Here is a 21,940-nt window from a genome sequence, read left to right on the forward strand (position 1 = left end):
GCAATTAATAACACCCAAGTCCTATCTGACACAATTCATCCTTAAGCCGCTTGAATCCGTTTCTGTAACAGGTAGACTTAATTTTAAATGTTTTTCGGGGGAAAGAACAGTCAAGGAGGATTCAATAATGACTCAGGAAGAAAACACATCCGGTTGGGATGCGATTGATCAATCCATGCGTGAATTGTATGGGGAACAAGAGCCAAAACACTACGGCACTGCCCTTCCATATATTCTTGGAGGTCCCGATCCACTCGATGGCATTAGCGTTTATGAGGTGAACACACCTATGCCTCACTGGCATTTTGTTACCTACGGTTTCTCAGAATTATATGAAAAAGAGATGCAGGATGCATCCAAAAGCGGGTATGGATTTGAAATCACCTTTCGTCTTACACGCAGTGAAGCAGAGACTGATCCGCCAGCCTGGGCGCTGAATCTGTTACAGAATGTAGGACGATACGTGTTCAACAGCGGAAATATCTTTCAGCCAGGGGATTACATGGACGCCAATGGCCCCATCTGTCTGGAATCCGATACTTTGCTGACTGCTCTCTCGTTTATTGAAGATCCGGACCTACCCGCGGTCTCAACGCCTAATGGTTCAGTGCAATTTATTCAGATGGTTGGCATTACAGGTCGGGAACTGGAAATGATTCAAAGCTGGAATGCTCGTGGCTTCCTGTCTGCCTCCTCCATGTTCATGCCCAAATATGTGACGGATCTGATGAGAAATTCGTACGCAGATATTCCTTCGATTATACAAGCGGTTGAGGATGGAATGGAACAGGACGGGTCCAGCACAGCATTTTTATTCATACAACAACTGGCTTGGGAATCTCCTCGCAAAAAATTGCTGCAAAAATCGGTTCCGGCCAAACTCCAGCTTGGAGCCAAACAAGCCGTATTAGTTGGCACCATCCTTCGTAGCCGAATTTCGAAAGGTGCCTCTCTATCCTTGATCGGACCGGATACTAATATTCTGTTCGAAGCAGGAGAACATCCAGCTGTATTGGAATCGGACAGACAAGTTACCCTGACGGTGAACAAACAAATTGTTGATAAGCTGGCAGAGAATCTTCGTCCGGTTGAAGGAACATTTGAGATAACTTCATTGGATCATATTCTCGTTCAGATTGTTAGAACAGAAATCAAGGACCAGGAAGGACACGTCATTCAAACGATTGGATGAGAACTGTGCAGCAAGGAGGAAACAACATGCCTGCCATTACATTTGCCACACGACACGAAGAGTCCCCGACTTGCTCGCACGCAGCAGGAACGGCTCCGTTCGACTATTTACCAAAATCCAGTCTGGACAGGCTTCGTAAAATCAATCATTTCCTGATTCATGCATTCCAAAACAGTATCTCGGTTATTCAAGAGAATTTAACGGGCACTTATCTTTTTCTACTCACAGATAGCAACGGTGTGCTCCTCTCGATGAATTATAGTTCAGATCTTAAAGCTGTAGTAGAACATTCCCCCATTCGTCCGGGCATGTTCTTCACTGCACAGAGCTGTGGAGTTAACGCCATATCTGTAACGATGGACAGCAACGAGCCTGTAGTGCTGTTGCCCGAGCAGCATGAAAGTCCTTTTTTTCAAAGCTGGCATTGTTACGCCGCACCTCTGTTCATGGGATCCCAACATGTCGGTTATCTGGATGTGTCCACCATTAATGCAGATATGCAAGGTGAACTGATTGCCATTGCCAAGCTAATTCCAGCGTACATGCAGAACTGTTATCAGAGTCAACAGACTGCTGAAGCGTGCGACAAACCGGCGGTGGAGTTCACCGAGCGTCAGTTAACCATTCTGGAGATGATAGCCGGAGGCCTCACGGTAAAAGCCATTGCTTTGAAATTAAAGATCAAGGAATGCACCGTGAATCATCACAAAAAAGTGATTTTTAACAAATTAGGTGTGCAATCCAGCACAGAAGCTGTTTCAATTGCCAGCCGAATGTCTTATGTATAGAAGACCCCTATAGATTCCTATAGGTAGTATATGAGAACGTTTGTGCTACAATTTAGGAAGCAGGCAACATGTAGAGAGAGAAACAAACACACACATTTCAGGAGGGTAATATGACAATTCCAAAAAAAGCTTCTTTATTCGCCATGCTCATTATGATTATGCTGGTTGCAGCCGCTTGCGGTGACAAAGCAGATAACACAGCCGAAACAGAAGAGCCTACCCCGACAGAAACAACGACGGGTACTGATTCTGATACAGCGACTACAGAAGAAACAGAGAACACAGAACCAGCAAGCGAAGAGTCCAAGGAAACTGATAATTCCCAAGACGTTGAGCTGGGGACTACGGAAAAAGGTTCTTACACCAATGACTATTTTGGCGTATCTCTGAAATTCCCGGAAGCATGGGAGTTCCAGGATGCTGCAGGCATGAATGAGCTGACAAGTGCTTCATCCGAAGCGATTGCTGGTGATGATGAAACAAAGAAAAAACAAATTGAACTGTCTCAGACCAAAACATTGAATCTGCTTATGGCTTCAAAGTATCCATTAGATGCAGGCCAAGTTGGTCCTTCCGCAATTGCGGTTGCTGAGAAAGTAAGCTTGTTGCAAGGCATTCGTACAGGTAAAGACTACCTGGAAGCAACCAAAAAATTCATGATGGATAGCCAGTTCCCTTACGATTATAAGGAAATGACAACGGAAACTATCGGTGGTAAAGAGATGGATCTGATGCAAATCACGATGGATCCAGGTGACGGTTCAACCGTTACTCAAGATTACTATAGTACAATTATTGAAGGATATGCTTTCAACTTCATATTCACTTACGTGGATGATAAGACCAAAGCCGAGATTGATACCATCAAGAAATCGGTTCAATTCAAATAATCGCTTTTGATTACTGCCATTATACGAAGAACATATAACTCAACCCCGATAACGATCTGTAGAGATCATCGTCGGGGTTCTTTTGTCGATGAAACAGACTATATATTGCACTATCTAACTAGATATGGCTACCCAGTGCCCTTCCGTGACTTCTACCCACTTGGAATGTTCCAGATTATAACGGTCCTCTACTTCAACATTTTCTTTAGTTGTTTCTTTGACAACATGTCTCTTTTTCTTCGCTTCTACCGCCGGATCAGGCACGGGAATAGCAGATAGCAAAGCCTTGGTGTAGGCATGTTGCGGGTTGGAATAGAGTTCTTCACTCTCGGCCAGCTCTACAATTTTCCCGTTATACATCACCGCCACTCGATCACTGATATGTTTAACCATGGACAAGTCATGAGCGATGAAGAGATACGTCAATCCGAGTCGCTGCTGCAACTCTTCAAGCAATTGTACGATCTGAGCCTGTATCGACACATCCAGTGCAGACAATGGCTCATCACATACGATGAATTCAGGTTCCACAGCCAGAGCTCGTGCAATACCGATCCGCTGTCTCTGCCCACCCGAGAATTCATGTGGATAACGCTGCGCATGGGTGGGATCAAGACCTACCATCTCCAGCAATTCCTCCACACGCTTTTCCCGCTGAGCGGCAGTGCCTGCAAGTTGATGAATATCAAGCGCTTCTCCAATGATATCCATAATCCTCATTTTGGGATTCAGAGATGCATAGGGGTCTTGGAAGATGATTTGCATATGTCTACGCATCGTTTTCATCTCCGAAGCCGACAAGCGATTGAGCGGGACTCCTTTAAACAGTACATCTCCACCTGTTGGCTCATGCAATCGCAGAATCGCACGGCCCGTGGTTGATTTTCCGCTACCGGATTCCCCTACAACGCCAAGCGTCTCTCCTTGACGAATATGAAAGCTAATATCATTCACGGCCTTTAAGGTATTGCCTTTCCCCAGATTAAAATGTTGTCTGAGTGATTTCACCTCAAGCAACGGCTGATCATCCTCCAAATCTCTCGGGACCAACGATACCGGTTTGGGCTTTTTCTTCTGATCCAGCCGTGGTAATGCATTCAGAAGTCTGATCGTATACGGGTGTTTGGGATTAGCAAAAATCTCTGTTGTTGTCCCGGTTTCCACAATCTGTCCTTCTTTCATAACAACAACCCGATCACACATGCCTGCTACTACGCCCAAATCATGCGTGATCAGGATAATCGATGTGCCCAGTTGGTCCTGCATATCTTTCATCAAATTAAGAATTTGTGCCTGAATCGTAACGTCAAGTGCGGTTGTCGGCTCATCGGCAATGAGTAATTCAGGACGACAAGCAAGTGCAATACCGATCATGACCCGCTGGCGCATGCCTCCGGAGAATTCGTGTGGATATTGGTTGTAGCGTATTTCACTACGAGTTATCCCCACCCGCTCCATCATGGCAATCGCCTGTTTCTTGGCTTCCCTTTTGGACACCTTCTGATGTTTGATTAGACTTTCGGAGATCTGTTTACCCACTTTAATAGTCGGATTAAGAGAACTCATCGGGTCCTGAAAGATCATGCCAATATCACGCCCACGAATGCTCTCCATCTCTTTCTGCGTTTTATTCGCCATATCGACCCCTTTGAACAGAATCTCTCCATTTTTCATCTGTGAAGGCGGCGATGCAAGCAGCCTCATAATGGAACGTGCGGTTACACTCTTGCCACTACCCGATTCGCCTACAATGCCTAGTGTCTCGCCTTTTCGCACTTCAAAACTTACCTCTCGTACTGCATGAAACTCACTCTCTCCAGAATGAAAAGAGACCGATAGATCATTAACTTTCAATAAAGGTTCCATGTTATCACCAGCTCTCATCCGTATTTCACATTCACTTATCTCATATGTATACCATTTAATTCCTTGACAATTGTTTAGACCCTAAATAATATATACTATATCAATCGGAATAATGCAATTTAAACCTGAATGAAAGGAGGCACGCTTGGTTTGAATCTTGCAGAAAGCAGCAGACTCTCGCGGTTGGTGCACAATTTAAGTTTTATTTATGGCAAAATGCTGCTTCATCCTTCCTACCGATATGTTCTGTTCATTCTTGGATTACCGATCAATCTGGTCGTGTTTCTAATATGGCGTTCGAATCGAAAAAATGACGGCTGGGTAGCTGCCAGGCAGGCGGCTGAGCAAGAACTACTCACTTCTTCCTACAGGAACAAGCTGAAGTTGGAAGTGGAAGATCAGCTGCGACGCAAACATCGTTTTTTCCAGCAGCAGGTCAGTGAGGAAGAATTCAGACGTCAGACCGAGGAATGGTTAGAAGAAACGGTTCAGAAAGAGTTGAAGGAGCGGACTTCTCGCATACTTCAGGAACAGGGAAGTCAACGTCTTACGATGGCCGATACATTCCACACCCTTATCGACAAACCGTGGTTTTTCGCGATATCGATTATTCCTGGCTGTCTGATGTATGGCATCCTCTTTTTGTATGGAAATCCTTATCTAAAGTACATATTTGAAAGATTACTGATGACGGTATTTGTCATTCTGGGCGTAGCCACACTCGTATTTACGATTTTGTATCTGTCTCCGTTCAACCCGGCAGCTAACATTCTCGGAGAGACAGCAACGCAGGAACAGATTGCAGCATTCAATCAGGTGTATGGCTTGGATCAGCCTTATCTTACACAGCTCTGGAACAATATTAAGGGAGTTGCTCTCTTCGACCTTGGCAAGTCTTTTGCAGGAAATGAAGACGTAACAGCAACGATTGCAAGGAAGTTTCCAATTACATTGACGCTGGCGGTTATCTCCCTGCTGCTAGCACTCGTCATCGCATTGCCCATCGGTATCATCTCAGCGATTAAGCCTAATTCATGGTTCGATTATACGTTTATGTTCATCGCTCTGATTGGATTATCGATCCCGAATTTCTGGCAAGGACTTATTTTCATTCTGAACTTTTCGATCAAATTACAGTGGCTTCCCGCCACCTTCAACCCACAGAACTGGCTGTCGATCATTATGCCAACCATTGTGCTGGGCACAGGACTTACGGCTGCGGTGGCACGGATGACCCGGTCTTCTACACTGGAAGTCATTCATGAGGATTATGTGATGACCGCCCGCGCCAAGGGGTTAAGCGAACGTCAGGTCATGCTGAAACACGCTGTACGTAATGCATTAATTCCAATCGTAACTGTGGTTGGACTTCAATTCGGAGCCATGCTTGGCGGGGCAGCAGTGACGGAGAAAGTGTTTAATATCAGCGGTCTCGGCAGCTATATTGTAGATAAACAATTCATCCCCGATATTCCGAGTATCATGGGCGGAGTAATCTACACAGCAATTACGATCTCCATTATCAATGTAGCGGTTGATCTGCTCTACGCTTTTATTGATCCAAGAGTGCGCTCCAAGATGAAACAATATTAAAGTGTGTGTTGAACTACCTCTTAAAGCAGGTGTATTATGACAAACTCGTCCTTAACACAAGAAATGCGTTTCCGGCTTAAGTCTTCTCGAGAATACAGTCAGGCAAGCTTCGCCTGGATCACGTCCCTTCTCTTGACTGCCTTGTTGCTGTTCAACAGTTATGACTGGAGCGGGCAGACGTTCAAACCATTTCTGCTAACGATACTTGGGATCTATGTATTCTTCACACTGGTCCAAAGTGTCATCACCCTTCGGATTCGAAAAGACTTGATCCGTACGGGTACGATCTCTACTTTGACCCGCAGGTTAGCCTGGGTTCAGCTACTTGCCATCATTTCTGGCAATATATTTATCGTAACGGCAGCCTTTCATCTGATTCGAAAAGCCAGGAATGTGGAGTACACCTTTGCGGTATATATGCTGTTAACCCAGCTGTTCGTCATCGGTGTATCTGCGTTAAATGTTTTAAAACCCTATGTGGCTGACAACTTTCTGCCAGCTATGGCGGTGCTCATATTTATTCTGGTCATCGACCTGGTCGTACTGATTATCGTATCCCGATATAACGCGACCTCTATCCTCCCTCGCTGGATGATCGGTGTCAGTGTAGTACTGATTCTGACCTCAATCACAGGTAATGTATTTGCCCTATTGCTCGGCATTTCCATTATTGGGCGCATTCGCAGACAGGGGAAACAAAAATCAAACTTCTGGAATGATCTGTGGGAGCGACTTGCTCCGAATATGACTGCCATGTCCGGTTTGTTTTTTATCATTTTTCTGTTCTCGATATCGATTTGCAGCTTCTTTACTTTTGATTACAGCATGGCTGTGGAAAACAACTACTCCGCTCTGCTTCAACCCCCTTCCCTTGCGTATCCCTTGGGAACGGACGACTTCGGACGATGTTTATTTTCCCGGATTGTATTTGGTGCCCGGATCTCCTTAATCGTAGGTTGCATGTCGACCATCATTCCTGTGTTGATCGGTGGAGTCCTCGGAGCATTCTCCGGTTTCTACGGAAGGCATACGGATAACATCATCATGCGGCTGCTGGATATTCTCTATGCGATTCCGGGAATTCTGCTCGCCATTGCCATTATTGCGGCGTTTGGAGCCAATACGGTCAATCTTATTCTGGCGCTGAGTCTGGGTTCGATCCCAACTTACGCCCGTACCATGAGAGCCAGTGTGCTCTATGTATCTACTTTTGAATTTGTGGAAGCTGCACGTGCACTGGGGTACAACAATCGTACGATTATTTTCAAACACATTATTCCCAACTCCCTTGCGCCCATGATTATCAAGTCCACACTCACGATTGGTGGAGCAGTTATTGCTACCAGCAGTTTGAGTTATCTGGGACTCGGCGTGGAGCCACATATTCCGGAATGGGGTAACATTCTGAAGCTCGGCAGTACATACCTGGAGACCCACTCTTATCTGGCGATTTATCCAGGCTTGGCTATTATTCTGCTGGTTCTTTCGTTTAACTTTCTCGGTGACGGTCTGCGTGATGCGCTTGATCCCAAGCTGGAAAAGGCATAACTGATTCGTCATTGAAATGAATGATATAGAAAAAAAAATTCACACATCACACATTCAAGATATGGAGGGTAATCCCATGAAAAAACGTACACTGATCTCATTACTATTAATTCTCGTCATTGTGATTTCCGGCTGCAGTGTAAAAACGAAAACTGAATCCCAGGCGGAGACCGCACCAGCGGACACAACTGAAACTGCACAAAAACCGGCAGACATTGAACTGCTCGCCATGAGTTCTTCCGAAAATGATGTAAACATTGTCCGCGACCAACTGACTAAAAACGGCTTCAATGTGAAGCTGAACCTGCAGCCGGATTACGGTAGCTTCAAATCCCAGCAAGATGCAGGGAATTATGACATTGCCTTGTCCAGCTGGACAACGGTAACGGGAAATCCCGATTATGCGGTGCGTTCCCTTTTCAAAACAGGTGGAGATTACAGTATCCTTGCCGATGGGGAACTTGATAAGCTCATCGATCAGGCAGCTACTCAAACTCCGGATGAGTACAAAGACACGTACAAACAATTGGAAGATCGCTTGGTAACGGATCAGGCGTATATCGCTCCTTTGTACATTTCCCTGAAAAGTCAGGCTGTGAACCAAGACATTCTGAATGTCGACACCGTTCGTCTCTCCAAATCCCGCGCCATGGCTTGGGAACCGATCGAGTTCAAGGACAGCTCCAAAAATGCCAAAGATCCGTTGATTCTGACGCAAAGTGCATCCGTACTGACTTCCCTTGATCCGATCAAAGGAAACGACGGTTCCATCAACCAGTTGAACACCAATATGTATGTACGTCTCGTTAACTTGACGGATGACGATCAGCTGACAGCAGATGGATCACTGTCCCATAACTTCAGTATTGCTGAAGGTAATTCGGACTACTACTTCATTCTCAGAGACGATATCAACTTTGCGAAGATTGATAACAAAAAAGCTGTAGATACAGGAGAACGTGTCGGTGCAGATGATGTGATCTTCTCCCTGGATCGTGCTAAAAATAAAGATTCCGTTCCGGATCACCGGACGTACAGTCTGCATGAACATATCAAAGAAGCTGAGGTTGTAACGGATCTGAGTGCATTACAATCCATCAAACAATCCAGTGGTAATGGCACAATCCTCGAAGCATTGGAACAAGGATTGGGCAGCAAAATTACAGAACTCGTGACGGACAAAACCAAAGCAGATAATAGCGCAGGTAAATATCAGGTCGTTAAACTGACCACAACTGAACCTTTCCCGCAAGTACTGAACTATCTGGCTCACCAATCTGCGGGTATCGTGTCCAAAAAACAGGTGGAGAGCATCAACACATATGATGTAGCTTCCTTTGACGTCAACAAAGATATTCCTTACGGTGATCAGAACACGGTGACTGAAGGCGCAGCATACAATAACACCCTTTATACTAGCGGACCTTATATTTTGTCTTATAAAAATGACTATGAAGGTGTATTCTTAAAAAATCCGGCCTACCGTAAAGGCACGAAAGATGAGCCAAAAATTGCTCAGGTTAACGTCCGATTCATCGCGGATGCAGACAGCGCCCTCTCTGCTCTTCGCAGCAGTGAAATTCACTTATACTACGGTGTACCTGAAACCAAGTATGACATCATCGAAAATGACAGCAAACTGAAACTGCAAAGTCTGCCAAGTAACGCTGTCTCCTATCTGTTGTTTAATACGGCCAATCGTGAAGTTGCCAAGAGCAGTGACCTGAGAAAAGCCGTGCTGTACTCCATTAATCAGGATGAGATTTTGAGCTTCTACAAGAACAACAAACTCAAAGCATACTCTACAGTAAGCCCGCTCGTTCAGACCGGGAATGAATTGAAAGCTGATCCTGCAAAAGTAAAAGAATTCTTGAGTAACTACAACGCCTCCAAGTAAACGCATAACAAAAAAAAGGTTGTCACCAGGATCATCTATTTGATCCTGATGGCAGCCTTTTTTATTCTTCCAGCACACGGCAATCTGCCAGAACATCGGGGTAGTTTCGCATGCTGTCCGCATCAGTAATTTTACGAATAACTTTGCACGGTACGCCTGCTGCAAAAGAATGCGGTGGAATATCACGAGTCACCACGCTACCTGCTCCAATGACACAGCCGTCTCCAATCGTTACGCCCCCGCACACTGTGACGTTTGCCGAGATCCATACATCGTTACCAATCGTGACCGGTTTGGCATAACATAGCGACTTCACATCACCGTTCTGGTCCACCATCTGTCTCCGCTCGCTGGCAATCATGGGATGAATGGGGGTAACAATCGTAACGTTGGGTCCAAAACTGGTATAGTCCCCGATCGTCACTTGCGCGTCATCTTGTATCGTCAGATTGTAATTACCGAAGAAATGCTCGCCTATCCGGGTATGCACACCATAATGAAAGAAGATGGGGCCTTGCATGAATCCACCTTCACCGATCTGCCCCAGTAACTGTTGTAATATCTGATTCCTCTCCTCAGTCTGTTCTTCAAAGGTCTGACTGTAACGCTGACTGAGATTATGGGCTCGCCTTTTGATGATCTTTAATTCGGGATCACTTGGACTAAACAACACGCCCTTCATGATTCTCTCTTCTTCACGCATCATGAATCCTCCTCTACAAGGGTTAGCTTATAAAATAAAAGCCACAGACATGGCCTGTGGGTTACAAGGCTTCTGATAGAATGCCTGACTTCAACGCCTGAAGCACCATTCCTCGTAACCCAGCATCAAAATCATGTTGGAACGAGTCCTGATGTACAATCTCGGGCAACGTCGGCATGGGGTGATCCTTCCCGTACTGTTTCCACGCCATATCCAGCTCTTCTCTCTCCACCCGTTCCTGATAAATGACAATCTGGTGCGGGGCAACGACGGCATTAATCGTTTGCAGGATGTGACATACGTTCAGTACAAAATCATCTTTGCTCATGTCACGGTGCCAATCAGGTGAATAAGGAAGATACTTGATCTCACCAAACATCCCGTTTTTCCCACGGATCATCTGTCCATTCAACATCATGCCCATACCCGGCGGGTATCGGTTCGGAAAATAAATTCCCGCTACACTCCGTTCCTTCATATCCGCATGCTGTGTACAGTATCCGCTAATCGCTGCATTAACATCATTCTCCACGAGAACGTTCAGTTGGAACTCGCTCTCGATCTCCCGTATCAGATGTGAATGGATAAGCTCTTCATGACTGCTCACCGTGATGTCCCCATCCACGGCTTGCCCCGGAATACCGATGCCGATCATATCAATGGAGGGATACTCCTTAATGAAACGTGCGATAAGTTGCAGCATATGCTGTTTATCAAAAGCAGGCAAGATGCGCTCTTCCTTCAACACAACCTTATTCTCCAGATTCATGACCGTTGCCGAAATCAACTCCTGGCCTTTCATCTCTTTGATGTAAAGAACCAAAGCAAGCTTGAAGTTATAATTATATCGATATGCCTGAGCAGGACGACCGCCGTTAGAGGGAACCACTTTATCCTGGAACAACTCTCCGCCATCACATAATTCCTGAATCAGCGCATTAATGGTAACAACACTAAGATTGGTTAATAAAGCTAATTGCGGTTTGGTCGCCGTCTCAATCTGCTGCATGACTTCACGCACATTATTCAAATTGATGTATTTCATCATTGTAGCGTTGGCTTTTTTCATAACCCTCTCGTTTCTACTCTGGTTCAATTGAGCCAAAGCAATGGTATGGATGTCATTCACACCATATCATAACATAATGCCTTACTTGAACACATGAGTTCCATCGTGCTGGCAATGGATCGAAATCGGCAGAGCTACTTTGTTCACTCAAACAAATCATCCATCGATTTCACAGGCTTCACTTCAATCGGTTGCTTTGACAAGACCATACTTGCATAGGTACCCGCCCATATTATAACTGCCATAATAACGTAGACCATCCATACTTACCTCCCTGTTTCATGCGGATTATGATTTTGAGATACTTACCACATGTGACTATTCCTCTAGTTAATAAACAAACTTTATAAAGTATATTACGTAAGTATGCGAGGATAATAGTTCTTTGTCAATATGATTTAGATTTATCCGAGCCCTTTTCAGTCCAAGGAACATGTGGACAACAAGACTACAACAACGCGTATTATCTCGATGCCCATAAAAAATAACTGCCGAAAGAATCATTCAACGATTCTTTCGGCAGCTGTTTGTTCAATATACAAGCAGTTTATTTTGAATATATTCGTTGTACCCCGGGCAATAAGGTCACAACTTGAATACCCACTCCCCATGCAAAATAGACCAAGTGAATGATAGAGACATCCTGAATCCAGTACACCTGCGCCATAATCCAGATGATGAGAGCAAACCCCGTATACAACGAAAAAGTCCAAGCCCAATAGCGGTCAGGATAGAGATTCAGTCTCTCACCCAGCCCCCAATGAACGTAGCGGATGAGCGAAATAGCAATTATTGTAGGCATCACGCCAAGTACCAGCAATAGGATGATCCCCGGGAACAAAAAACTGGCAAGAGGATTATGCTCAAACCCTCTAGTACCATTCTCACACATGAAACGTATTGTTCCTGTGCTTCTTTTCACTATATTGATCTCGAAAATCATTCGTAATGGAAAAACTTGATAAAAGAACGTACGTTCGGTATAATGAAATTATCCTGAATAAGCGAGAGGCAGATATGGACGACAAATTTATTAAGGAATTACGCGAGATTAGTCGGGATGACAGACGAAGATCGGAATTTATGATTCAAGGTTTGAAGGAAACACTGCAAGAACGCAAAGAAGAAGGCATACTCAAGCGCTGGATACGGCGTAAGAAAACAGAGAAAAAAATCTCTCAAAGATTTAATCAAGATCCTCACTCGGATCAAAAGTAACAACATAAAAAGGAGGCGGAATACGCCTCCCTTGCTATTTACATATTTGAATTATTTAGAATTCATTAGTTGTGACTTAACCCATAAGTTTGCCAAAATTCACATTATGCTTTCAATAGGTCAAATCCCAGCTGGACTTGGTTCCTGATAAGCTTACTTACCTGTTACCAGTTAGCTAAATGAAAAAAGAGCAGCCTGCCAACCTGCAGTCTGCCCCGTGCTCTATGAACTAACGTTTCCAGTTAGCTTATAAGTAAGGGTCTCTATAGCTCTTTTACCATCTTCACAACTTCAATTTCATAATTTAAATGCTTATAGAAATTTACGGCACGAAGGTTATTGTTAAAGACATTCAGTATAAGCTGTCGATAGCCTTTTTGCCTTGACCACTCTTCTGCTTTGGTCATGAGTCCCTTGCCGACCCCTTTTCCTTCTCCTTGTGGAGAAACCGCAATCGCCACAATATAACCTTGTTCTATATCGTTCAATTTATCTTTATGCGGCTGTACTTCAAGGAAACCCAGTAGCTCTCCTGTTTCATCTTCCGCCACAAAAATCTCCGTACCAGGAGAAAGATTGTCTACTGATTCTTGGGCTAGGCTGAGCTGTGATTCTTCCATTTTGTCTGGATCACGCCAGCTCATCAGCTCAAAGTCCATAAATCGTAAAGCCAGACTTACAATGAAATCTTTATCGGACTCTTGAAAAGCTCTAATCTGCATACACTTACCCCTTTTATATAATATAAATTATGGAATACCTGTTCTAATCTTAAAATTAATGCCGTTATTTCTCCCAAAGCTCGACCAGTCGACCTTCAGGAACTTCATTCAAAATAAACTTTCCAAATTCACTAATCTCTTTTTTCTTTGCAAGAAGTACACTAATCTGTTCAAGATGCTTCATAGTCTCGTTTAGATTATGTACTTGGAAATTTAACATCACTTGTTGTTCTGTTGGAAAATAACTGTCATTCTCGATAAAGACTGTACCTTTTTCTATAACTTCAAGATTCTTAGTTCTCCAAAATGCTCCTCCGAAACCTTATATCATCGTATCTAACTCCTGTCTATCATCAAATTTTTAGCTATCCGATTACATTAAATATTCGAGGTTTAAATAAAAATACCTTTTTCAACTATTCTGACCCTTAGCTGAAAAACAGCCGACTATTTAGCCGGCTTTCTACTTGAGTATCATTCTGAGTTCTGTGTCTGATTTATCTTATAGCTTTTGATCTACCCCGTATTACGGCAGAATGGCAAAGGATCGAACTGGAAAACCAGAAGCTCTCTCCGCTTTGGGTACAATGTTGAAGATTACCGCGCCTTTAGCCGGCACCTGATCCAGGTTTGTTAACAGCTCCACCTGGTATGTATCCTGGGCAAGTACATAATATTCTGCCAGAAGTGCTCCATTCTTCTGATAATCCACGGCGGAATCCGTATCAAAGGTTTCATGACCGATCGCCTGTACCTTTCTTTCCTCAAATAAAAACATGAGCGCACTAACCGACCATCCAGGTGCATGACTGTTGCCCTTATCATCCTTGTTATCAAATGTTTCATGGTTAGGCCAGCGTTTGCTCCAATCGGTACGTAAGGCTACAAAGCTTCCAGCTTCAATCAGGCCATGCTCTCTTTCAAATTCAAGAATATGCTCCACATCCAGTGTGAAATCCGGATTGTTCTCTACTTCGGCAGACTGGTCAATGACCACAAGCGGGAGCACAAGCTCCTTCAAACCTAGTTCATCCAGATACCGGGTATCCCGAACGAAGTGGATCGGCGCATCAAGATGTGTCCCGTATTGACCTGGGAACTTGAAGCTCTGGGCAAAGAAACCTTGATCGTGATCAAACAGGGTATCGAATTGTGCTGCCTCAAAAGCTGAAAAATGTGGAGAGCCTGGACCAAACGTATGGGTCAGATCCACCCATTTCTTTTCTTTTAACAATTGAATGGCTTGAATGAGTTCGTTGGACATCCTAATCACCTCATGCACAAAATGGAATAAATTTCTCCTATTATATCTTATTCCACTCCAATTGGGGAGCAGTCCCTATATTGGTTCTTAGGGCTGTTAATTTTCAAATTTAAAAACTTCACTGACCGTAGATGTCAGTGAAGTTAATTTATAATACAAGAGTAATCCATTCAATCATGAAAACAAAAGGAGCATGTATGATGCAAACGAAGAACGTATATCTATATGTATTTGATACGATGGCAGATTGGGAGGTAGGATATCTAACTGCTGAATTGAACTCGGGAAGGTATTTCAGGAAAGAGATCAAGCCTTTACAGGTCGTAACCGTAGGCGTGGATAAACATCCGGTAACTACCATGGGCGGATTGAACATCCTACCTCATATTTCTATTGATGAATGTACATTGAAAAGTGACGACGTCATCATTCTTCCAGGAGGAAACACCTGGATGGACACCATCCATGATCCCCTATTGAACAAGGTTGCTGCCTCTATAGAAGAGGGTACGGTTATTGCGGCGATTTGCGGTGCGACAGTTGCACTTGCAAAAATAGGAATACTGGATTCCAGACAGCATACAAGCAATGATTTAGAATACCTGAAGATGATATGCCCAGATTATACTGGAGAAACCTATTATGTAACGGAGCCTGCAGTAACCGATGGAAATGTAGTTACTGCATCTGGAATAGCTCCGTTAGAATTTACGATGCATGTGTTGAAGCTGTTGAATGTCTATACACCAGAAACCTTACAGGCCTGGTACAATCTATATCAGACTCATGAGTCCAAATACTTCTACGAGTTAATGAATTCTATTGCACCTGAATAACCAGTTTCCCGCGGGTATGATGGGTTTCACTCTTCTCATGTGCTTCCCTTACTCCCTGTTGAGTTAGCGGGTACGTTCCATCAATAATCGATTTGAGCTTGCCTTCTGCAGCCAGTTCAGCCAGCTGATCCAGTTGATCCCCTTTGGGCTCCATCATGAAGACGTTGGCCGTTACTCCGGCTTCTTTGGCAAGCTTCTCATCCGGTTGTTCCACCAAGGATACCAGATGCCCGCCAGACTTTAACACCTTGAAGCTATTGCGCTGAATATCACCGCCCATGGTGTCCAGCACAACATCATAACCGGAGAGAATCTCCGAGAAATCTTCTTTTTTATAATTGATAAAATGATCTACACCCAACGAACGAAGCAACGCTTCGTTTGATTCACTCGCCGTGGAAGCCACTTCAGCGCCGAGGGACTTGGCGATCTGAATGGCATACGTTCCCACACCACCTGCACCAGCATGAATGAGTACCTTCTGCCTTTTGCCTAAACGTCCGTGATCCACAAGTGCCTGCCATGCCGTCATCGCCGCCAGCGGGATCGCTGCTGCTTCCTCGAAACTCAGTTGCTCCGGTATACGGGCAATAATATCCGCATCAACAGCAACATATTCTGCATAGGTTCCGAATTGACGCGGACGCGCAAATACCCGATCACCTTCTCTGAACCTCGTGACATTTGAGCCTGCTTCAGCCACAATACCGGCAACATCGCCGCCCAGAATCAACGGAAAATTCTCCGCTACTTCTTTCATATAACCTTGTCTGATTTTGAAGTCTACCGGATTCACCGACGTGGCATGTGTTCGAATTAATACCTGATTCACTCCACATGTTGGCTTGGCTACTTCTTGTTCCTTCAATTGTTCCGCTCCACCAAATTCCTCAATCACAATTGCTTTCATTAGAGATCCCAGCCTTTCCATTGATTATCGTTATACTCTCTCTCCCTTCATTACCCTTTCCCAGCGATCACTTGACCTAATCATTCAAAATTCACAGCAATCTGGGATTCACAAGCCCGTTCAACAATCGTGATATAATGCCGATTATCGATTACGTTAAATCTTAACCCAATAACTGAACAAGCGAGGTAACACGATGGAAGTAGAAGTAAATACATTACATGCATTTTCGGACAAGGCTCAAGGCGGAAACCCCGCAGGTGTTGTTTTACAAGCAGCGCATTTGTCTGAAACCCAGATGCAGGAGATTGCCAGACAAGTCGGTTTTTCAGAGACTGCATTTGTTATGCCATCGGATCAGGCTGATTTCAAAGTGCGTTATTTCACCCCAAGTGATGAAGTCGATCTATGTGGACATGCCACAATTGCTTTATTTTATCTAATGAAGACACAACATCTCGTTAATGTTGGTACATATACACTGGAGACACTGGCCGGAATTCTTAAAGTCGATATCGAAGTCAATGGAGAAGTCTATCTGTCTCAGACTTTGCCGGAGTTTGGGGAGATCGTGGATCGACAGCAGATTGCCGATTCGTTACGTATTTCTATGGAGGATTTGCATTCCGAGCTACCTGTGCAGATTGTGTCTACCGGGCTACCCGATATCCTGATAGCTGTTAGAGATGTTGATGTTCTGACCAAAATCGACCCTGACTTCCAGCGTATCACTGAAATAAGCAAGACTCATCATGCCGTAGGTTATCATGTGTTTACACTCGAATCAGATACTGAGGACGTTCTGGCAGAATGCCGTAATTTTGCACCGCTTTATGATATACCGGAAGAGAGCGCAACGGGCACATCCAATGGTGCCATGCTCTGTTATTTATCCCAGTACAACCAGCTTACAGATCCTCACCTTCACACGTACACGATCAGACAAGGGTATACCATGAAACGCCCCTCTGAGATCCGAGCCAGATTAACTTTGGACAGCTCTAATGAAATCACACAGATTCAGGTTGGCGGTAGCGCAGTTCATATCAGAAACATTCAAATACACCTCCCTTAGTGGGAGGTGTTTTACGTACTTAGGATATGTAAACTATCTTATGCGAAGCAGTGTAGTAGCCAGTGTTCATCATTGAATTTGTTGTAAAAATCGTAGTACCGCTACCTCCAACTGGTTCAGCCCTGGCTGCTCTATAGGAAAATGACCTGCCCTTTCCAAGATCACACATTCCTTCTCCACCACCAGACGATCAAAAAAAGATTGGCTGAACCTGATCGGTGTCATGGGGTCCAGTTCAGGGTGAACCAACAGGACCGGACACTGGCTGAACTGTTCCGGGCTTACCTCCGGTTTTTTATTAAGGAATGTTCTTAATAATTCCAACGGAATACGTGTAGCTGCCGCTTGTGGATCATCCATAATAAGCCTGGTTAAGTCCTTGTTATTAGTAATCAGTTGCATTCGGGATACCTGTTTGACCGAAATACGTACATGATCCAGTAGACCAGGAAACAGATCCATCATCCGTTTTCCCGCCCGGCTTACCAGACGATTCGGTGCAAGCTGGTCTCGCATTTCCTGATTACTCGTGTCTACAAATGTAGTTGCGATTAAACCCTTAACACGCTTGCTGCGGGCACTGGTGTGATAGGCAAGCATACCTCCGATGCTACTTCCCAATACAACGATTGGCTTTCCGTCATTTTTGTATTCCCGTTCGATGAGTGACACAAGCAGCTCTATCCAAAGTTCGTAGTTAATACGTGTACCAGACATTGCGTAACTTAACCCATATGGCGGAAGATCTGGCGATACCACCTCGTATCCATGTCGCTGCAACATGCGGGCATACGGAGCGAGCAACCTGCCATTGCCTCCCGCACCATGAATGAACAGAATTTTGATTGAAGACTCCGGCGCAGGCAAGCGATCGATATGCAGATGAACCCCATTTGACTCCCACCATTCTTCCTCAGGAGCTGTATGCTCCCCTAACCTCACTTCTTCCGGGAAAAAGCCCTGATACTGTTTCCAATAGGGATGTGTTGTCTGATATGAAGGCAAACTTTTTTTCATACGTTATATTCTCCTCTTTTCGTATACAAAAAAAGCCGTACAGTGTACGACTTTTCGTTAAAAATACGTCTATGACCATACTTCTTTTTATAACAACTCCGTATATCTGTCAATCGGGAAACTGTACATTGCCCGGTACGATATATGCACCGCCTGACCCATCATTAGGCAGAGCTGGGATCGTGTCATTTAATACCTGACCGCGAATATCGGTAATACGAACGTTTAATTTTTCTTTGCCCAGTCCAGTTCCGAGGAAATGATTATAGTCTTGCTTTTCAAGATTGAGCCACGTACCATCCTTCTGTTTCACTTCGAACTTCAGCACCGGATATTTGTGATTACGAACCTGAATGGCTGCCCACCACTGACTGCTGCCTTCCTTGATCCGATAGGAGACGTTGCCTTGAATTGGAGCTTTGACCACTTTCCAACTGATATCGATTTTGCCTGCCTTTGGGTCACCGATCAGGTTAAAGGCATTCGGTGAGAGATCCAGCGCTCCGCTGGCGCCTTCTGGATAAAGGTCTGTTACATAGACGGTTGTTTTGCCTTTAGGACCCTGCACCTCGAGATAGGCTCCCGCTAAAGCGGCTTTGACACCGTTATAATTGAGTTGGAACGGATTAAGTGCAGTAATCTTCATGTCCGCCGGGATGGGATCAAGCAACACCGCACCTCCCGAGTAACCTGAGCCTGTATACGTCGCGTAACCCTGATATGTATCGTTCCATGCGGCAGATGCAGGTAGAGCAAATAATACGAGACTGAGCAACATCCCTGTACCGGCCCATTTTAACCGTTGAAATCTACTTTTCTTGTTCATAAGCTATTCCTCCTCGTCCGTTCTCGTGTAAATGGTTGGTTCAACTGCTAGATTTGAATATAACATTATTTTACATAATAACTTCTTATTTTCAATCCCTCTCTACCAAATCACATCTATAGTCCTGCCTCTGGACTTGAACATTCACGACCACGCACAAGATATGGATACATACCATAATTTGGTGGAATAGGTATAATAACAAGGCTGTATTCGATGGGTTCCCCGTAATAAAAAAACGCCACACCCCGGAGTAATTTCGCTCTCCAAATGGTGTGGCGCCTATTAAACACTACGGTCAGAATACCCTATCTGTCCTAGGACAGACAGCGTTTGACTCAACCCGTTTCCCTTCGTTTCATCCGCTTCCTTAGTCGCTCATACGATGCGTAAATCCGCGGAGATTCTTTGGTCAGGATAGGCCCCAGCACAGCCAGAATTAACACATACAACACGGCAAACGATTGGATGGATGCCATCAGCCCTCCGGCCTTGCCGATGTTCGCCATGATAATGGAGAATTCACCCCGCGAGACCAGGGTAAAGCCCACATTCAATGAGGCCTTAGGGCTCATTCCAGCCAGTCTGCCAGCGATCATACCTGCACCATAGTTACTGGCAATCGTCAGAATAACGGCAATAATCGTCATCCCAACAGCTCCGCCAAGTGAAGCCGGCTCGATGGTCAGGCCAAAACTGAAGAAGAAAATTGCACCAAAAAAATCTTTGAAAGGCATGATCTGATGTTCAATCCGACTCACATGTCTTGATTCGCCCAACACAAGCCCCATCATCAATGCTCCAATGGCTTCTGCTACATGCAGTGTCTCCGAGAAACCAGCCACCAGGAAGAGCAGTGTCATGACGGTAAGCAGAAACAACTCTGATGACTTGATATTCAGTGCCTTATCAATATATTTGATGCTTTTCCTGCCAATAATCAGGAACAGCACAATAAACAGCAGGGCAGACAGCGATACTAACAGAACACTTAGGAATGAAGTTGCCCCGCTGAGCACAAGCCCGGTCAGGATAGAGATATGAATCGCGATGAACAAGTCATCGAACATGATCATGCCCATAATAATCTCTGTTTCAGGGTTTGCCGTGCGTTTCAGATCAACGAGCACTTTAGCTACAATGGCTGTAGAAGAGCTGGTCATGATCCCGCAGACAACAAGTGTCTCCTGAAGGGGCAGATCCATGAACCACCCCAACAGCAATCCAGAGACAAAATTCAGGCCCACATAGAACATGCCCCCGGTCAGAATGGCTTTGCCAGACTTTAATAACCGGGAGACCGAGAACTCCAAACCCAGATAAAATAACAAAAACAGAATGCCAAGCCTGCCCATAAATTCAATAAAGGTCGAACTTTCGATAAAACGTAAATCCACTATGCCAATTTGTGGTGCATGTGGTCCAACAGCCATACCAATCAGGATATAGAAAGGAATGACCGAAAATCGTAATCGTGAAGATATCAGCCCAGTAAGTGTAATCAGCGCAACGGCAATTCCCACTTCGAATATGAGCATATCCATAGGCTAAGTCCGTCCATCAGTTAACAATTGTTTGAGATGTTTGATCTGATTCCGTTCACCGGCAACTACAATTGTAGCTCCAGCGGTAAAAGCATAATCCGGGCCTGGATTAAAATGCTTCTCCTTATCCTTGGTCACAACAGCGAGAATTACGGCGCCCGTGGCCTGACGGATATCCAGTTCACCAATCGTCATGCCTACGCTTGCGGCGTGAGGCTCAATCCGTAGCCATTCGATTAACAGCCCTTCAAGCATCACTTCACGCTCATCCTGAAACTTCGGTTTATAGGTCATACCACCAACAATAGCGGCTACCGCCCGGGCTTCATCATCGTCCAGGGTGACAAGAGATACCATATCACCCACCTCTTCAGGTGTATCTCCTGACTCCATATGGAACAGGTCACGTCGCTCGTCGTTATGAATCACTATGACCAAATGCTCACCACTACGGGTATGCAGCCAGTATTTACGTCCAATCCCTGGTAAGTCCGTCTCTTTAAAGTGCATGATCTGCCCCCCCTAGCGCCGGCTCGTTCAAGGTTTCGCTTTTCAGCTCGATCCCCGTAATGCGGATTCTCATGGAACCTGATGGTGTATGAACGGACTTAACTTCCCCTTTACTGCCAAGCAGTAATTGACTCCCTACTGGAGAGAGGAAGGAAATACGACCCTCATCAGGATTAGTATCCTCTGGCATGACAATCATGAAAGAATCTGACGTATGAAAATCGAGATATTCAAAATCAATATGACTGCCGATCAATACAGCTGAGTCCAGATCTTCATCAGGACCCAGGAGCAGTTTTTCCACATACTCTGTATATGCGGACAATTGTTTTTCCAATTGTATCCGCTCTGGATCACGCGTGTCGAAATAGGCGTCGAGAAATGTTCTTTTCTCTTCACCGAATGTAAATAGCTGGCTCACCAGCTTCTCTCTGCAATTATGGCGGGAGGTCCTATGGTTCATAATAAATTT

22 protein-coding genes are annotated in these 21,940 nt (G+C 44.8%); 9 read left to right on the forward strand and 13 right to left on the reverse strand.

Annotated features, from left to right (window positions below):
- The first annotated feature begins 127 nt into the window (after positions 1–127).
- The 3 genes from MKY95_RS25110 (at position 128) to MKY95_RS25120 (ending at position 2,870) form a co-directional block, all read left to right on the forward strand.
- Positions 128–1,192 (forward strand): suppressor of fused domain protein, encoded by a 1,065-nt coding sequence (locus tag MKY95_RS25110; RefSeq protein WP_339194951.1) that lies wholly within the window; start codon positions 128–130, stop codon positions 1,190–1,192.
- Between the two features lie 26 nt (positions 1,193–1,218).
- Positions 1,219–1,980: a LuxR C-terminal-related transcriptional regulator gene (locus MKY95_RS25115; RefSeq protein WP_076318764.1), complete on the forward strand. Its 762-nt coding sequence runs from the start codon at positions 1,219–1,221 to the stop codon at positions 1,978–1,980.
- Positions 1,981–2,090: 110 nt separating this feature from the next.
- Positions 2,091–2,870 carry a hypothetical protein gene (locus MKY95_RS25120; protein ID WP_076318763.1) on the forward strand — a complete coding sequence of 260 codons (780 nt, stop codon included), beginning with the start codon at positions 2,091–2,093 and terminating at the stop codon, positions 2,868–2,870.
- A gap of 114 nt (positions 2,871–2,984) precedes the next feature.
- Here the strand turns inward: MKY95_RS25120 and MKY95_RS25125 are convergent, their stop codons facing one another.
- The gene (locus MKY95_RS25125) at positions 2,985–4,736 is read right to left on the reverse strand and encodes an ABC transporter ATP-binding protein (protein WP_305955670.1); all 1,752 of its coding nucleotides are present in this window, start codon (positions 4,734–4,736) and stop codon (positions 2,985–2,987) included.
- A 150-nt stretch (positions 4,737–4,886) separates the two neighbouring features.
- Between MKY95_RS25125 and MKY95_RS25130 the strand changes: the two genes are divergently transcribed.
- The 3 genes from MKY95_RS25130 to MKY95_RS25140 all read left to right on the forward strand — a co-directional run bounded on the left by MKY95_RS25130 (position 4,887) and on the right by MKY95_RS25140 (position 9,774).
- Entirely contained in the window at positions 4,887–6,329 is a 1,443-nt protein-coding gene (locus tag MKY95_RS25130) for an ABC transporter permease subunit (RefSeq protein ID WP_256721293.1), read from the forward strand.
- 36 nt (positions 6,330–6,365) lie between these two features.
- Positions 6,366–7,877, forward strand: a complete 1,512-nt coding sequence (locus MKY95_RS25135; RefSeq protein ID WP_076318760.1) for an ABC transporter permease — start codon at positions 6,366–6,368, stop codon at positions 7,875–7,877.
- Between the two features lie 76 nt (positions 7,878–7,953).
- Entirely contained in the window at positions 7,954–9,774 is a 1,821-nt protein-coding gene (locus MKY95_RS25140) for an ABC transporter substrate-binding protein (RefSeq protein WP_076318759.1), read from the forward strand.
- Between the two features lie 61 nt (positions 9,775–9,835).
- Here MKY95_RS25140 and MKY95_RS25145 read toward each other — a convergent pair whose 3' ends face one another.
- The 3 genes from MKY95_RS25145 to MKY95_RS25155 form a co-directional block, all read right to left on the reverse strand.
- Entirely contained in the window at positions 9,836–10,480 is a 645-nt protein-coding gene (locus tag MKY95_RS25145) for a sugar O-acetyltransferase (RefSeq protein WP_243391449.1), read from the reverse strand.
- 58 nt (positions 10,481–10,538) lie between these two features.
- On the reverse strand, positions 10,539–11,546 hold the full coding sequence (locus tag MKY95_RS25150) for an ROK family protein (RefSeq protein WP_076318758.1): 1,008 nt from the start codon (positions 11,544–11,546) through the stop codon (positions 10,539–10,541).
- A gap of 547 nt (positions 11,547–12,093) precedes the next feature.
- On the reverse strand, positions 12,094–12,348 hold the full coding sequence (locus MKY95_RS25155) for a hypothetical protein (RefSeq protein WP_143781056.1): 255 nt from the start codon (positions 12,346–12,348) through the stop codon (positions 12,094–12,096).
- Between the two features lie 215 nt (positions 12,349–12,563).
- Between MKY95_RS25155 and MKY95_RS25160 the strand changes: the two genes are divergently transcribed.
- Positions 12,564–12,764, forward strand: a complete 201-nt coding sequence (locus tag MKY95_RS25160; RefSeq protein WP_026080945.1) for a hypothetical protein — start codon at positions 12,564–12,566, stop codon at positions 12,762–12,764.
- A 263-nt stretch (positions 12,765–13,027) separates the two neighbouring features.
- Here MKY95_RS25160 and MKY95_RS25165 read toward each other — a convergent pair whose 3' ends face one another.
- The 3 genes from MKY95_RS25165 to MKY95_RS25175 form a co-directional block, all read right to left on the reverse strand.
- Positions 13,028–13,486 (reverse strand): GNAT family N-acetyltransferase, encoded by a 459-nt coding sequence (locus tag MKY95_RS25165; RefSeq protein WP_047843914.1) that lies wholly within the window; start codon positions 13,484–13,486, stop codon positions 13,028–13,030.
- Positions 13,487–13,550: 64 nt separating this feature from the next.
- Positions 13,551–13,766, reverse strand: coding sequence for a hypothetical protein (locus MKY95_RS25170; protein WP_256721304.1), 216 nt, complete (start codon positions 13,764–13,766; stop codon positions 13,551–13,553).
- Positions 13,767–14,012: 246 nt separating this feature from the next.
- On the reverse strand, positions 14,013–14,750 hold the full coding sequence (locus MKY95_RS25175) for a cyclase family protein (RefSeq protein WP_339194963.1): 738 nt from the start codon (positions 14,748–14,750) through the stop codon (positions 14,013–14,015).
- 200 nt (positions 14,751–14,950) lie between these two features.
- On the opposite strand from MKY95_RS25175, the gene MKY95_RS25180 reads away from it, so the two are divergent.
- Positions 14,951–15,586 (forward strand): type 1 glutamine amidotransferase family protein, encoded by a 636-nt coding sequence (locus tag MKY95_RS25180; RefSeq protein ID WP_339200040.1) that lies wholly within the window; start codon positions 14,951–14,953, stop codon positions 15,584–15,586.
- Here the strand turns inward: MKY95_RS25180 and MKY95_RS25185 are convergent.
- Positions 15,570–16,496, reverse strand: a complete 927-nt coding sequence (locus MKY95_RS25185) for an NADP-dependent oxidoreductase (protein WP_339200042.1) — start codon at positions 16,494–16,496, stop codon at positions 15,570–15,572. The two genes, MKY95_RS25180 and MKY95_RS25185, sit on opposite strands and share 17 nt — an antisense overlap.
- Positions 16,497–16,692: 196 nt before the next feature.
- Here MKY95_RS25185 and MKY95_RS25190 point away from each other — a divergent pair, with 196 nt between their 5' ends.
- Entirely contained in the window at positions 16,693–17,571 is an 879-nt protein-coding gene (locus tag MKY95_RS25190; RefSeq protein WP_339194966.1) for a PhzF family phenazine biosynthesis protein, read from the forward strand.
- A 69-nt stretch (positions 17,572–17,640) separates the two neighbouring features.
- Here MKY95_RS25190 and MKY95_RS25195 read toward each other — a convergent pair whose 3' ends face one another.
- The 5 genes from MKY95_RS25195 to MKY95_RS25215 form a co-directional block, all read right to left on the reverse strand.
- The gene (locus MKY95_RS25195) at positions 17,641–18,588 is read right to left on the reverse strand and encodes an alpha/beta hydrolase (RefSeq protein ID WP_339194969.1); all 948 of its coding nucleotides are present in this window, start codon (positions 18,586–18,588) and stop codon (positions 17,641–17,643) included.
- A gap of 109 nt (positions 18,589–18,697) precedes the next feature.
- Entirely contained in the window at positions 18,698–19,414 is a 717-nt protein-coding gene (locus MKY95_RS25200; RefSeq protein ID WP_036668609.1) for an expansin EXLX1 family cellulose-binding protein, read from the reverse strand.
- 338 nt (positions 19,415–19,752) lie between these two features.
- Positions 19,753–20,958, reverse strand: a complete 1,206-nt coding sequence (locus tag MKY95_RS25205) for a cation:proton antiporter (RefSeq protein WP_076216431.1) — start codon at positions 20,956–20,958, stop codon at positions 19,753–19,755.
- A 3-nt stretch (positions 20,959–20,961) separates the two neighbouring features.
- Complete coding sequence (locus MKY95_RS25210; RefSeq protein ID WP_036617317.1) at positions 20,962–21,468, reverse strand: cation:proton antiporter regulatory subunit; 507 nt, start codon at positions 21,466–21,468, stop codon at positions 20,962–20,964.
- Positions 21,458–21,931, reverse strand: a complete 474-nt coding sequence (locus MKY95_RS25215) for a GreA/GreB family elongation factor (RefSeq protein ID WP_076318752.1) — start codon at positions 21,929–21,931, stop codon at positions 21,458–21,460. The genes MKY95_RS25210 and MKY95_RS25215 overlap by 11 nt, the downstream gene beginning before the upstream one ends.
- Positions 21,932–21,940 lie beyond the last annotated feature (9 nt).

The organism is Paenibacillus sp. FSL P4-0176, from assembly GCF_037975265.1.
GTDB lineage: Bacteria > Bacillota > Bacilli > Paenibacillales > Paenibacillaceae > Paenibacillus > Paenibacillus amylolyticus.